This window comes from Mucilaginibacter sp. PAMB04274 (genome assembly GCF_039634385.2).
In the GTDB taxonomy this organism is placed as follows: Bacteria; Bacteroidota; Bacteroidia; order Sphingobacteriales; family Sphingobacteriaceae; genus Mucilaginibacter.
This window is the reverse complement of sequence record NZ_CP155082.2, coordinates 21,415-34,496: the sequence shown is the minus strand read 5'-3', so window position 1 is coordinate 34,496 and position 13,082 is coordinate 21,415. Positions and strand designations below refer to the sequence as shown.

14 protein-coding genes are annotated in these 13,082 nt (G+C 36.6%); 5 read left to right on the top strand and 9 right to left on the bottom strand.

The window, feature by feature from the left end; genetic code table 11:
• Positions 1-206 precede the first annotated feature (206 nt).
• From ABDD95_RS23910 to ABDD95_RS23890, 5 genes are all read left to right on the top strand, one after another.
• Entirely contained in the window at positions 207-620 is a 414-nt protein-coding gene (locus tag ABDD95_RS23910) for a helix-turn-helix transcriptional regulator (protein ID WP_345952129.1), read from the top strand.
• 66 nt (positions 621-686) lie between these two features.
• Positions 687-1,430 (top strand): ParA family protein, encoded by a 744-nt coding sequence (locus ABDD95_RS23905; RefSeq protein ID WP_345952204.1) that lies wholly within the window; start codon positions 687-689, stop codon positions 1,428-1,430.
• 5 nt (positions 1,431-1,435) lie between these two features.
• The gene (locus ABDD95_RS23900) at positions 1,436-1,699 is read left to right on the top strand and encodes a hypothetical protein (RefSeq protein ID WP_345952203.1); all 264 of its coding nucleotides are present in this window, start codon (positions 1,436-1,438) and stop codon (positions 1,697-1,699) included.
• A 67-nt stretch (positions 1,700-1,766) separates the two neighbouring features.
• The gene (locus ABDD95_RS23895; RefSeq protein ID WP_345952202.1) at positions 1,767-3,608 is read left to right on the top strand and encodes a DUF262 domain-containing protein; all 1,842 of its coding nucleotides are present in this window, start codon (positions 1,767-1,769) and stop codon (positions 3,606-3,608) included.
• A gap of 47 nt (positions 3,609-3,655) precedes the next feature.
• Positions 3,656-4,342, top strand: a complete 687-nt coding sequence (locus tag ABDD95_RS23890) for a hypothetical protein (RefSeq protein WP_345952201.1) — start codon at positions 3,656-3,658, stop codon at positions 4,340-4,342.
• 29 nt (positions 4,343-4,371) lie between these two features.
• Here the strand turns inward: ABDD95_RS23890 and ABDD95_RS23885 are convergent, their stop codons facing one another.
• The 9 genes from ABDD95_RS23885 to ABDD95_RS23845 form a co-directional block, all read right to left on the bottom strand.
• A complete protein-coding gene (locus ABDD95_RS23885) occupies positions 4,372-6,270 on the bottom strand; it encodes a Z1 domain-containing protein (RefSeq protein ID WP_345952200.1) in 1,899 nt (632 codons plus the stop codon).
• The gene (locus ABDD95_RS23880; RefSeq protein WP_345952199.1) at positions 6,267-7,301 is read right to left on the bottom strand and encodes a restriction endonuclease PLD domain-containing protein; all 1,035 of its coding nucleotides are present in this window, start codon (positions 7,299-7,301) and stop codon (positions 6,267-6,269) included. The genes ABDD95_RS23885 and ABDD95_RS23880 overlap by 4 nt, the downstream gene beginning before the upstream one ends.
• Complete coding sequence (locus ABDD95_RS23875) at positions 7,301-8,395, bottom strand: DNA cytosine methyltransferase (protein WP_345952198.1); 1,095 nt, start codon at positions 8,393-8,395, stop codon at positions 7,301-7,303. The genes ABDD95_RS23880 and ABDD95_RS23875 overlap by 1 nt, the downstream gene beginning before the upstream one ends.
• Positions 8,396-8,448: 53 nt before the next feature.
• Positions 8,449-8,961, bottom strand: coding sequence for a hypothetical protein (locus tag ABDD95_RS23870; protein WP_345952197.1), 513 nt, complete (start codon positions 8,959-8,961; stop codon positions 8,449-8,451).
• A gap of 175 nt (positions 8,962-9,136) precedes the next feature.
• Positions 9,137-10,393 carry a Y-family DNA polymerase gene (locus ABDD95_RS23865; RefSeq protein ID WP_345952196.1) on the bottom strand — a complete coding sequence of 419 codons (1,257 nt, stop codon included), beginning with the start codon at positions 10,391-10,393 and terminating at the stop codon, positions 9,137-9,139.
• Positions 10,390-10,872 carry a translesion error-prone DNA polymerase V autoproteolytic subunit gene (gene umuD, locus ABDD95_RS23860; RefSeq protein WP_345952195.1) on the bottom strand — a complete coding sequence of 161 codons (483 nt, stop codon included), beginning with the start codon at positions 10,870-10,872 and terminating at the stop codon, positions 10,390-10,392. Before umuD ends, ABDD95_RS23865 begins: the two co-directional genes overlap by 4 nt.
• 275 nt (positions 10,873-11,147) lie before the next feature.
• Positions 11,148-11,705, bottom strand: coding sequence for a recombinase family protein (locus ABDD95_RS23855; RefSeq protein WP_345952194.1), 558 nt, complete (start codon positions 11,703-11,705; stop codon positions 11,148-11,150).
• Between the two features lie 17 nt (positions 11,706-11,722).
• Positions 11,723-12,004 carry a hypothetical protein gene (locus tag ABDD95_RS23850; protein ID WP_345952193.1) on the bottom strand — a complete coding sequence of 94 codons (282 nt, stop codon included), beginning with the start codon at positions 12,002-12,004 and terminating at the stop codon, positions 11,723-11,725.
• Positions 12,005-12,014: 10 nt separating this feature from the next.
• On the bottom strand, positions 12,015-12,950 hold the full coding sequence (locus ABDD95_RS23845) for a toprim domain-containing protein (protein WP_345952192.1): 936 nt from the start codon (positions 12,948-12,950) through the stop codon (positions 12,015-12,017).
• Between the last annotated feature and the right edge of the window lie 132 nt (positions 12,951-13,082).

The following is a 13,082-nucleotide window of genomic DNA, read 5'->3' as shown; positions in this document are numbered from 1 at the left end:
GTAATAGTTAACTCGCTAAATATATATTATAACGTGAATAATTGTTTTAGGTTATGTGACCTCCTTTTCGCAAAAAAAAATATTTACTTTTATATCTTTACACCCTGCTTACAAACTTCTTTGCTTCAGGGATAAAGCAAATAGCACAAAAATAAAGCCTAATTACAGTTTTGCTATAATTAAAAAGGAACGTATGAATAAAGTTTATGGGTAACAATGAGAATGAACGTTTAAAGCTTATCAGAAAAGCTTTGGGGTACAGCCAATTGGACTTTGCCCAGTCCATAGGTCTTACGCAAGGTGGGTATTCCGATATTGAAAGGGGAAAGAATGGGTTATCAGGCAAGGTCAAACTTATGCTGATAAACATTCATAAAATCAACATAAATTACTTGGAAAAGAACCAAGGCGAAATGTTCTTCATTGAAACCCCTCCTGATCAACCGGAAGTTGTAAATACTACATCTGACCCCAATGCAGCTTCCGACACTAAAGACAGAATGATCGAATTACTCAAAGCCGATATCAAACGGCTTAATTCAGAACGTGACCTATATATTGAGCTCCTACAGTCAAAAGACAAAACAATTGCTGCGCTCGAGCGACAATTAAAAAAATAATATATTTATATCAAGATATCATTATATAAAGATATTTACGTATCATTGTATAAACATTGATTCGATATGAAAACCATTGCTATACTAAACCATAAGGGGGGTACGGGGAAAACAACCTCCGCACTTAACATCGGGGCAGGGCTTGCACGACAAAAGAAAAAAACCCTCCTGATTGACATTGACCCGCAAACCAACCTGACAGAAGGTTTAGGAAAACGGGATATTAAAGTATCTATTTACAACAGCATAAGGGACGGCATTGATTTGCCAATTGAAAAAATCAATGACTATTTAGACCTGGTTCCATCATCGTTAGAATTGGTTGGTGCCGAACTTGAATTAGTATCAAGGTTGGCCCGGGAAAGCATTCTAAAAAATCTCCTAAAAAAGCTTAAAACAAATTACGATTATATCGTTATTGATTGTCCACCGGCTTTAGGTATGCTCACCATTAATGCACTTGTTCCTGCTGATACTGTACTAATTCCTTTAGAGGCGGAATATTACGCATATAGGGGTATTGACAGAATGGTATCGATAATTTCAGATGTGAGAAACCACTATAATGAAAAACTTACTATTGGCGGTGTATTTATAACCAAGTGCAATCCTAAAAGATTATTGACAGAACATATTACCGAAAGTGTACAGAAACATTTTGGCGACAAACTACTAAATAGTAAGATTAGGGTTAATGTATCGTTAGCAGAAGCGCCCATTCACGGTAAAGATATATTTGAATATGCTCCCACGTCAAATGGTGCTACGGATTATGAAAACTTAGTAAAAGAAATTTTAACAAAAATATAGAGGTCATGGCAAAGAAAAATTTGGGAAACTTGGAAGAAAACAACAAAAACATGACTGGTGTAGGTGCCCTGTTCAATGTGCCCTCAAAAGCTGATAGTACAGCAAAAAGAAAAAATGAGGCTGATTTGGAAGAAGAAGAAGAAATTACCGGTTATCCCCTAAGAATGAAGAAAGGTTGGTTGAAGCAACTTAAAATAATGAGTGCAAACACGGGCACATCAGTAAAAGACCTTATATTAAATGCAGTGGCTGACAAATATAAATTATAGTTATATTTTTACTGCAAAGAAGCATTATCATGTAATGCGTTAACCAAACTTAAACCAACTCATTTTTATGGATATTTCGCCTGACACCCAGAGTGTCGATAGACTATTTGGGTCAACAACATTTTACATAGACTTTTACCAAAGGCAGTATAAGTGGAATGACGAGCCTGTAAACCGCTTGCTGGACGACATATTCCATAAATTTAACTCTGAATATGCTAAAAATAAAGATCTAACGCCTCGTAAAGAAACAATAACGGAAAAATATTCTTGGTACTACCTTAATACATATGTTACTAATTCTATAGCTGGTAGGGTGTACCTTGTGGATGGACAACAACGTCTGACAACCTTAACTTTAATATTAATTAAACTTAAGCACTTGGCCTCAAAATTCCAGTCAAAACTACAGGGTTGGATAAGCAATAAAATAGTTGGGCATTCAGGATATGAAGCTGAGTTCTGGATGTTTCATGAAAAGCATATTCCTACTTTGAATGCCTTATATGATGGTGTTTCAATTAAAGAAATTGATGTCTCCCCAGGCATTACTTCTCAAAACATGGTTAAAAACTATGAGACAATTTCCAACTGGCTAGACCAACAATTAATAGATGCTCATAGATTTGAAACTTTTACGTTTTATTTTAATTTACGATTGGTACTAATCAATCTAAACGTAGAGCAGACAGATGTCCCTATGGTATTTGAGGTTATTAATGACCGAGGTGTAAAACTAAAACCCTATGAAATATTAAAGGGTAAATTGCTGGGTCAAATTGACAAAATCGAACTTGATAAATTTAATCTGAATGAGTTATGGGAGACACAAGTAAATCAGCTTAATGATATTTTCCCTGACGTAATTGATGATTTTTTCGTAGAATATTTAAAAGCAAAATTTGTTAGTAGCAGAGCAGCAGGAAGGCGATTCGACAACAACTATCATCGCGAAATGTTCGAAGATGATATAGATGTCGTGCTTAAGCTTAAGAACAACCCGATAGAAGTTAAGAGGTTTCTATTAAATGACTTTAAGTATTTTACTGATCTCTACATGAGATTTCTTCTCTTCTACAGGAGTTATTATCCGGAGCAACCATTTGCGCATTATAACGGGTTAAATGAATTGGATAGTATTTTTATCTTAATCTTATCTGGCTGTACAATAAATGATAAAGACGAGGCCATAAAAATTAAAACAATAACTTATGAATTTGACCGTATCTTTTGTTTGTTACAGCTGCAGGGGGCTTATGATAGCAATTCATTCAATGAAATGCTATACTTTATTAGTTCGGAGATTCGAGATCAATCACATGAGGCTTATAGACCAATATTCGATAAATACCTGATCAATGAAATAAACTCAAAGCGAGCAACGCAAACAGAAGACGCCTTTACATACTCTTACTTTAAAGATACAGGAAACGGATTAAATCCGCGTTTCAAACGATACTTTTTCGGACGTATAGAAGAATTTATTGCAGTAAATACACGTGTTAATCTCAAACATAGCTTAAGTGATCTCGTAACAAAAACAGGTGCGGTTAACGGATTTCACATTGAGCACATCTTATCTTATAACGACGAAAATCTAGATAACTTTGATAATGATGAGGAACGATTTGAAAGAGAACGAAACAGATTAGGGGCTTTGCTGCTACTTAAAGGTAAGGACAACATTGCAAGCAATAATGAAAAATATGTTAAAAAACTGAAATCCTATGCAGGAACGCTTTATTGGAATGAAACATTAAGATCCGATACTTACACTAAGAAACTGGATTTTAAAGATATGATTTCTACATACTCATTAAATTTCCGCCCATTAGATGTTTATGGAATGCAAGAGGTGGAAGAAAGACATCGGTTATTATTTGATATCAGTAAACTAATCTGGAAGTAGGCATGCAATGCTGATAATTTACAATCAGGTCATAGAAATTATAAACTTTGGAAAAGGTTTCTAAGCTAATCCCTATAGCAATGCGTATTGTTGCATTGCTCGAGAAAATGTATAATGAAAAGGCGACTTATGCAGTTGAGTATAAACCTGATTGGCTAACATGTGTTCCTACAAATAAAATGTTAGGTAACTATAGTACCCGTTTGAAAGAATGCTATTCAGAACTAACAGATAATAAGTTGGATTTGATTGAAGGTATAGCTACCAAACTTAAACCGGGGCAGCAGTCATTTGACATTTGGATAGACAATCCTTATAATTTTGCCGTAGAGTTTGATGAAAAGCAGCATTTCAATCAGTTTAGGTTAAAGACACTAAACTACTATAGCGGTATTAAGATTGGATATGACATTCAATATTATAAAGAATTAAACGATAAAATCAGTAACCCTTCAACCGGTGGTTTTACAAAGCTAAGATCACCGGATACCTTATTCCCTGAATTTCTAATTGGTGATAAACAAGACAATCGCACTAGGCAAAGAGCGTTTCGAGATATGCTAAAAGATTTAATGCCACTAGATATGGGATATAACAAAACTATAAGAATACCTTACCATATTACCTCCAAAAGAATAAAGAATTTTACAGAACTTGATTTAGAAAATGTATCTAAATACCTGCTAAAAAACGAAATATTGAAAGATCTTAAACTCACATCAAGTCAATTGTGATGCGGGAATATTACCTCTTTCGTTAGTTATTAGATATCTATCGTATCATATATACAAACATTTGTAGGCAATTTTATATTAGGAATATAAAAGGGACTGCCTAACCAGCCTTTGCTTTCGGAGCCATTTACTCTATAAAGGGTTAGGACAACCCAATCCCTTAGCCCGTCACCTATTTTTCTGTCTGTAGGAGAAAGGAGTGTTCCTGTTCCTTTTCCGATATCCCTGCCTTTACGAACAATTAGCGCGAACTTGGTTGTAGGTCGTTTGGTAGCTAATGTATTTACAGTATTAATATATTTTTCGCTATTCCAGTCCTCACAATTTTCATCGCCCACGTATTGCAAAATATCCGCAAGTATCGTTGGCGTAACAGTATGGTACTGAATTTCCTCATCATAATCCTCAACCAGTACATCAACATTTAAAACATTGTCTTGGCGTGGCATTGTGGCAAAGAAATTAACGCCGCCCATAATCAAATTAACTGCTTTATTGTCAAGTACATTCTTACGGGTGGGGCTAATCCCTTTTGGATAGAACAACTGGATATCAGTAATATTGTCAGCTGTGATTTGATTAATAAGTAGTTTGTTCGAAACATTGAGTTCACTAAACAAATTATACAATGAAGGGGGTAAAAATATCCGTAGTAAACCGCGATCACGGTCATAGCCAAATACACGGGCATGCTGCCAAAAAGTATCAGCTTGGGGGGTTTTGGCCTTCCTGCAATAATAAACCGTTTGCAACTTTGGAAATGTTACCCCACGGCCAAGGCTGTTGCCACCAACAATGATATTATAACCAGTTTGGTAATTAACTGAAATGTCGGTTGTCGAGTTCAGCATCATAACTCTAACCAGTTCGTTTTCCAATAAATTAACTACAGCCTCAAATACGTCTTCAAAACTTTCTATATCAGGCTTGGTAGTTTTAAGATCATTCCATATAAATTCAAGCTGTGGCCTAATGAAGCTTTCGGCATCATCTGTTACGGCTATTAAAAATTCATTCAAATGCTCGCCCAGTACTGTAGAGAAAGTTAGATGATCGGCTATTCTAACACTGGGATGAACGAGAAAATTGCAGGTATCGGTACCCTGGATACGGTAGTGGCCGCAAACAATGAGATAAGTTAATAAAGCGGTTTTTAATCCTTCCGGAATATAACCGTCTTCATTTTTAATAGCGCTTAATTCATCTTCGTCGGTAAGCGTTATACAGTATGGCTTTGGCTGAGCGTAAATAAAATCGCCTCCTATGTAATCGCTTCCAGGTTTAAAATAATATATAAATGATGGTTTCCAACCGGAAACATTACTTTGAAGCAAAATCGCTTGCGGAGTAGCCGTTACTTCTATATACAGACTGCTCGTGGAAAGGTCTTTAATTGCTGTCAGGTGTTTATTAATCGTACTAATTCTTTCTTTGTTAACCAGAGTATTAAGACTTGCTGCGTCTGCCTCATCATCAATAATTACAACTGGCCTTCCTGTACAATAATCAGATGATGATAATAGGTTGCGCCATTTCCGAAGTACATTGGTGTTCTTTTTAAGGACTACTATGATTGGCTTTGACAGCTTGTTAGTTAAAAAGGGCAGATCATCACTTTCACCATATACGTTAAATGTACCAAGGGATGCGGCAGTTCTTTCAGTAGTTTGCTTTTGCAGGTAAACATTATCCGTGGTGAGAAGAATGAATATTTCAAAGCCATTATCTGCTAAGGTGCTTACTACCCCAAGTAACTGACCTGTTTTACCGCTTTGAACATTGCCTAAAAGCAGACCGGTTAAATGGGATCTATAATCGAATTTTTCAGATATTAAATTAAAAACAGCCGTGCTTGTTTCTTGCACTGTGTCGCGTAATGATACGGACTGGAGCTTAACTAAGTTTAGGTAATAATCTAAATGGTTCATTTGAAAGCGTCAAAATCAAGATACCAAATGTTGGGGTCTTTAGTAGCATGTAAACTGATTGTATTTCTTCCATAAGCCGATATGACTTCATCGGTAACCGGTGTGCCCATTTTAAGAGCGCCACTTTCTTCCATGCGGCCTTTTATCCATTTCCCAAGTATCTTCAAGTCGTCTTTCGAACGGAAGTTTTTGCTATAGTCCCCATTAGTTTCACATCTAAAAGCCCAGTTATCGTCTGTAACTACGTCAAAGGTTTGATTAGCCGGATAACCAGGTTGAGTGGTAATGCTTTTTCCCACAATCAATTCAACTTCATACCAAGGGCGCGGTGCAATGTAACCCCGTTTATTTTCCCGACCCTTTCCAAAATACGGATTAAGGTTGCTTTTAGGTTCTGATTTGATCGGAATTTCAAATGTAATACCAGTTAGATTGCTTAGAAGGTCTGCCTTTTGCTCCTTATCGACCTTTTTAACATTTTCGTGATTTTCAAGCAGTTGATTGAACTCAACAAATTTTGTTATTGAGATATCCTCCAAAGGTGAACCAATCTTCGATATAATTTCTTCTACTGAACTATGAACAGTTAAAGATTCACTGCCCGTCAGCAGAATATCAGCCTCATACTGCCGACTAACTTTATCGTATAAGCTTCCAAGGTTAGACGAACCGACAACCGCGGTTTTGGTGGCATCTTGCATAGTAAAGGAATACATTTTACCATGAAACTTTAGTGTGTTAGCCAGATAAACAAAACCAAGATTATTGCTTTGAAGAAAGGAGTTTAAAGTACGTGCCGCTTCATATTGATTTTTAGTAAACCCGTCAAAGTAATGCATACCTATCAAAAGTTCAAGCCGTGGTCTACGATTTAACTCAATAATTCTTTTAAGATCAATTAAGGCATCCGACGAGATATACCCGCTCGCAATTTTTAAAGTTTCACAAACTTTAAGCGCCTGCTCCATATAGTTCTTAGGAGTATTGCAATTAAAAACCGCTGGCTGATAATTTGATAACAGTAATTCCATTAAACCGCTAAACTTAAGTCAAGTCGTTCTTTTAATGTCATGAGTTGAAATTCAGCACTTTTCTTTTCAAGGTCAGCATGAACGTAATTACCAGTAAATAACGGCAGCAAGGTTTTAGCTAAAGCAAAAACACCATTTGGTGGAACTGCGTTCCCTATTTGCTTTCTAACATCTGCTACGCTTCCTTTAAATTTAAAATCATCCGGAAAAGATTGTAGTCGCGCTCGTTCACGATTTGTTAACGCCCTTGGCTCGGGAAAATGGTAACCATGAGTTCCGCCACCACCGGCAGCAATGATTGTCTTGGCCGGTTCATCTAATTTAAGCCTTCTATATACATGGCTAATCATGCCCTTAACGTAAAGAGGATTATCTTTAGGAATACTGGTAAAATTACCACCTTCAGGAATTAGCTTTAATAATTCCTTGGTGCGCTCTGCAATATTCATATGTTCGTTATTGAAAGGAATATCATTTGCATTTGCAATAGCTTCTCCGGAAGTCACATAGGGATATTGTCCTTTTGGCCCGTGGGTGGGCGCTGGGTGGCTAAAATTAAATCCAGTATCAATTCGTACCCCTACGATTAATACCCGTTCACGAAATTGTGGCACTCCATAGTCAGCAAAGTTATAAAGCTTAGGCGTAACAATGTAACCTGGCATTATACTTTCAAAATCTTTAATAATCTGCTCAATAGCCTTTTTATTATTTGCTGTTAGCAGTCCTTTAACATTCTCTGCAATAAAAACCTTTGGTTTCTTTGCATCAACAAATCTTAAAAAACTTTTATAAAGATTTCCGCGCTTCCCATTCAAGCCTGGCTGTTTCCAAATCATTGAAAAATCCTGACAAGGGAACCCGCCTAAAATTAAATCACAATCAGGAATTGTATTATCATTATAAGGATCGATTTGCTCTATATCACCTTCTACAATTATTCCTTTTCCAAAATATGAACTGAAAGTTTCACAAGCAAAATGTTCAAAGTCGTTCGCCCAAACTGTTTCATAACCTGCTTTATGAAAGCCGAGGTCGAGGCCACCACAACCAGAAAACAGCGAGATAATTTTTGGTTTTTCTTGTGTTATCATATGTATTTTTAATCAAAAGTACTAATATTTTTAGCACAATAAACACTTAGTCATTATAAACTTAGTTCATTAATTGGTAATAGTTCTTCAAAAGTTTTAAACACTCCCAAATACCGTGTCTCGTCTAAAGGTGAAAGTAACTTGCTATCAACAAATTGGGCAAGCTTGTCATAGTGTAAAAAACCTAAAATATCACATGTCCGATTTTCAAGGTTAACCATAATAAATACTGCGATATCAAGATCACCCTTTAATATCTTTGGGTTCTCTCCAAAGGTGAAGGCTATAATGTTTAAAGTTTTCGAATTTACTTTGATATTGGGCACATAATTGCGTTGGTTTTCCTTTCGCCCCAAATCGATAATTGATGATCCTAAAAACCGTTCAAGGGCTATTTCCCCATATGACCGAACCAAAAAATTATTAAAATAAACCTGTCCTTCAAACCGGTCACGTAGCTGATTAATATTATTAATACCTAAATTCTTTAACGCTAAATTTTTCAGCCATTCATATTTAGTGTATTCAATTTTCACCCTATACGGGGTTTTGCTTTCTACATCCATTAATTATCACGTTTTATAGCAGCCGCCAAGTTTTGTTAGTACGATTGATCGTGTAGCCACTATTAATAGAGAAAGCCAGCCCTTGCGACCAGCTTTTCTCAACCTAAACCTTATCACTGGGTACAAAGCTGCACCCATATTATACAAATATAAAAGACGAATTGATAGTGTACGCTTATTTAATTCTAATTATATCATCTTTATCTGTGGTGAAGTGTAGTGAAAGCTTTTCTGCTCGGGCCTTCCAGTCATGCTTATATCCCATAGATGCAAACCGTAACTTATCCCGGCCATAACGATTATTCATTGTATCTAAAACCTCGGTAAGCTTAGCATTCCGTTCAGTGTTTGGATTATGAAAAAAATCTGCCTGTATTGCCCCAACGGGGACTAAACGGGACAGATAAATGCCTACTCTTTTATAACTAAAACCTTTTCTATAAATTTTCTTTAACAATTTATTTGCTTCTTCTTTTAAAACGTGGGTATGGTATGTAGCAACGGGCAATTCAAACTCAATGCCTTTATAGTACTGAGGTTCGTCTGTAGCAAAAGGATTTGTATGTAAAAAAATATATAAATGCTTGCAAGCTAAATTTTGACCTCGTAGCTTATCGCAACATCTGGACAAGTAAACTTCCATTGCTTCCTGCAATTGGGTAAGTTCCGTTACTTTAGTACCAAAACCTTTTGCGCTGCCAATGCCTTTTTTGTTCGGCACTTCATATTCAAAATCAATCTTTTGGTGCCCGTTTAGTTCACACCATAAACGATAGCCTACAATAGTCATTAACTCGTTTACTTTCTCCCCCGGCATTATAGAAAAGTCGTAAGCGGTTTCAATACCCATAGCCAATAGTTTGGATTCATACTTGCCGCCAATACCCCAAACATCCCCTACTGGGAGCCACTTTAACAATCGTATTCTATCTTCGTTATCCTTAATTCTGTAAAATCCGTTAGGCGTTTCCTTCTTGGCATACTTCGTTGCCGTTTTTGCCAATGCCTTAGTTTGGCCAATGCCCACACTTACAGGTATACCAGTATATTGAAGTATCTTATTTTTGGCATCCATGACGTAGCTATCCAGGTCAATGTATTTGTGTCGATAAAGATTGGCGAAAGCTTCATCAATGGAGTAAAATTCCATATCAGGAGTATACTGGCCGAAAACTTCCATTACGCGGCTGCTCATATCCCCATACAAGGTATAATTTGAAGAAAGGGCTTTTAAACCATGATGGCCGTAAAGTGACATTATCACTTTGATATTATCACCTCTTTTTATACCCAGCGCTTTTGCTTCCTTACTTAAGGCAACAACTGTATGATCGCCATTGCTTAGGATAACTACAGGCTTGGCGATTAGTGAGGGGTTGAAAACCCGCTCTGACGAAACATAAAACGCGTCACAATCAGCATGCACGATCATATCACCTTTCTAATAGGGCCATGCCTGCTTTTTACAGAAGATCGTGGGTCTTTAATGATTTTGCTTACTACGCCCCAAACAATTAAGTTATCCGGGTCGGCAACTTTTACGGGTGGGTAATTCTGGTTTTCCGATATAAGAAACACGTGATTTCCCTCTTTTAAAACCTTCTTAGCGGTAAAGCCACCTTCATAGGCCATAACTATAATATCATTATTCACTGGCCTAAGTGATCTGTCAATGACAAGTATATCGTTCTCAAATATACCAATGCCCTCTAACGAAGAACCAATTGCTCTGCCGAAAAATGTAGCAGTTGGATTACTTGTAAAAAAATCCGTTATTGATAGCCGGACTTCGAGGCTGTCTGTTGCGGGAGATGGAAACCCACATGCTATTCCTGGTGCAATAAAATAGCTGATTTCACTATCCTTATATTCAGCTAAGCTTTCTTTCGACACCAATAAATGACCTTCCATCCTTCAAATGTAAGGAAATACTAAAGTAATTAGCAAAACAAATGTTCAACACTCCTGATAGTGGTATAAATTGGGATAGCCTTATGCTATCAAATCATCGCGCCAGTGGTGCTGCAATGAATTTTACTATCAAAAAGTAATGCCTGGAAGATCTGCAGAGAATAATACTGCTATCATAATTTCATACTGCACCTGGGGGCCAAAGAAAAAATTGCTATCATTTAACTGGGGACGCTGTGCTGATCTGTCAACGCTCCGGTATTTATTTGATAGCATTATTTATAATTGATGTATTTATAGATCGTGGCGTTACTTGAAATTTTTAGAGCTTTACGTATTTCAGAGATACTCACATTGGCAGCATACATCTTTTTTACTGCTTTCATTTTTACCTCATTATCAGGTGTTAATCCTTTCGGTCTTCCACCGGTTTTTCCTCTTTCTTTTGCGGCTTTCAAACCTGCTTTAGTTCGTTCAATTAGCACGGCGCGTTCATTTTGGGCTAAAATAGAGTTAAGCTGGAACCAGACCTTCCCCATCGGAGTTGCCGTATCAATGCCCTCGGTGATACTTACAAAGCGAATATTCCTATTCCCTAAATCTTCCATTAATTTTATCATTTCCCAGGCAGTTCGTCCTAACCTATCTATTTTCCAAATAACAATGGTGTCACCATCCCTAAGTTGGGAATTTAATTTCTCCCACTCTGCGCGAAACTTAACGGCACTCTCTTTTTCGTAGAATATGCGGTCGCAAGAATATACAATAATTGCGTTTTCTTGCAGGCTTAAATTTTGAGTAATCTTAGATACCCTTATATATCCAAATGTCATAGACCGATACAATAGCTTTAGTTAAATATTGCATTTTGAGTTTTCGAATTAATGAAATTCATCATTTCGGAAACCTTATGAAATGCATCTGAAAGTAATTTAGAGTGAGTTAAATAAGCGCCATCCTCAATTTCAATAACATTGAAGTCTCCTTTAATTTGAACAAAGTTTATAGAGTAAGGGTATTCACATGCCGGTGTATAATCAAGATTAATGCAAAAACTTTTTTTATCATTAATGAAGACAAAATTACCCTCATATTCTTCTTCAACAAGCCAGTTGGACGGATACGTATGCATAAAATATAGTTTAGCGTATGTTCTTTATTTTTATTTTTTCAGTATTGCTGAGGTAATCATTTAAATCATCAAACCCCTGTTCCGTATAAAATTTGCTTTTATCTTGGGCACCCGGAATAAGAGTTTTACCTTTTTCTGTTGCCTCCCTACCTCCTGTCCCCCCATCAAAATACATATGAACTGGTAGATTCTTTTCCGCTGACTTTTCGGCTACTTTAGCACAAAGATTTTTCGTCAGGTTTCCAGTCCCATTCAAAATGATTACATTAAAGCTTTCGTGAGGATTCAGATGCCGGTAACTTGCAAAATCCATACTACCCTCAAACAGCTTCAAGCTTTCGGGCTTGCTACCAATGGTGAAAGTAGATATTCCACCACCAATCAAATTGCCTTTATATACCTTTGATCTGACGGAATATCCTTTATTGACGTTTGGGAAACCTATAGCGAAAAACTTATCACCACCATTTTTCCAATGCAACTCTTTAGCAACATCATTAATGTCCGACAGCTCCAAGCCCCTGCTATGAAGATACGTTATTAAAGCTGGGTGCTGCACCGTGTCCAGTATACGGGTGATTTCGATATCATATTCCGTTTCACCATTTTTTTTATAGAATGCCTGATATCCATTTGCAATGATATCTAAGTTATTTGAAAGTCGCTGTATAGCTTCCACGAAGGTTTTTTTCTCAAATAATTGAACAGCTTTAATGATATCGCCGCCCTCTCCTTTCGCATGATCATACCAAACATTAGTCTGATCTTTAATGCTTATAGAACCTGTTTTTTGATGTTCAAACCCAAAAAAATACTCTTTTCCCTTTTTTCCATCATATCTTAATATCCCGCTACTTTCTAATTTGAAAAAGTAGTCAAGCAAAGATACATCCGCCTTAATTCGGGCAGCTTCGGCTGTTAATGCTGCGTAGTTGGTACTGCTCATATAATTACATTTAAAGGTATGAAATTAAAACTTAGGTGTAATATGTTTTGTGTAATAGTTTTTTGTAACAATTTCCGGCAAAAAAAACCGAAAAAATTTCGGCTCATTAAATTACACAAAAACGTTCGTTTT

Excerpts from the sequence above, each read along its gene's own strand:
- ABDD95_RS23910 (WP_345952129.1), top strand. The coding sequence starts at position 207 with ATGGGTAACAATGAGAATGAACGTTTAAAGCTTATCAGAAAAGCTTTG.
- ABDD95_RS23905 (WP_345952204.1), top strand. The coding sequence starts at position 687 with ATGAAAACCATTGCTATACTAAACCATAAGGGGGGTACGGGGAAAACA.
- ABDD95_RS23900 (WP_345952203.1), top strand. The coding sequence starts at position 1,436 with ATGGCAAAGAAAAATTTGGGAAACTTGGAAGAAAACAACAAAAACATG.
- ABDD95_RS23895 (WP_345952202.1), top strand. The coding sequence starts at position 1,767 with ATGGATATTTCGCCTGACACCCAGAGTGTCGATAGACTATTTGGGTCA.
- ABDD95_RS23885 (WP_345952200.1), bottom strand. The coding sequence starts at position 6,270 with ATGAACCATTTAGATTATTACCTAAACTTAGTTAAGCTCCAGTCCGTA.
- ABDD95_RS23880 (WP_345952199.1), bottom strand. The coding sequence starts at position 7,301 with ATGGAATTACTGTTATCAAATTATCAGCCAGCGGTTTTTAATTGCAAT.
- ABDD95_RS23875 (WP_345952198.1), bottom strand. The coding sequence starts at position 8,395 with ATGATAACACAAGAAAAACCAAAAATTATCTCGCTGTTTTCTGGTTGT.
- ABDD95_RS23870 (WP_345952197.1), bottom strand. The coding sequence starts at position 8,961 with ATGGATGTAGAAAGCAAAACCCCGTATAGGGTGAAAATTGAATACACT.
- ABDD95_RS23865 (WP_345952196.1), bottom strand. The coding sequence starts at position 10,393 with ATGATCGTGCATGCTGATTGTGACGCGTTTTATGTTTCGTCAGAGCGG.
- umuD (WP_345952195.1), bottom strand. The coding sequence starts at position 10,872 with ATGGAAGGTCATTTATTGGTGTCGAAAGAAAGCTTAGCTGAATATAAG.
- ABDD95_RS23855 (WP_345952194.1), bottom strand. The coding sequence starts at position 11,705 with ATGACATTTGGATATATAAGGGTATCTAAGATTACTCAAAATTTAAGC.
- ABDD95_RS23850 (WP_345952193.1), bottom strand. The coding sequence starts at position 12,004 with ATGCATACGTATCCGTCCAACTGGCTTGTTGAAGAAGAATATGAGGGT.
- ABDD95_RS23845 (WP_345952192.1), bottom strand. The coding sequence starts at position 12,950 with ATGAGCAGTACCAACTACGCAGCATTAACAGCCGAAGCTGCCCGAATT.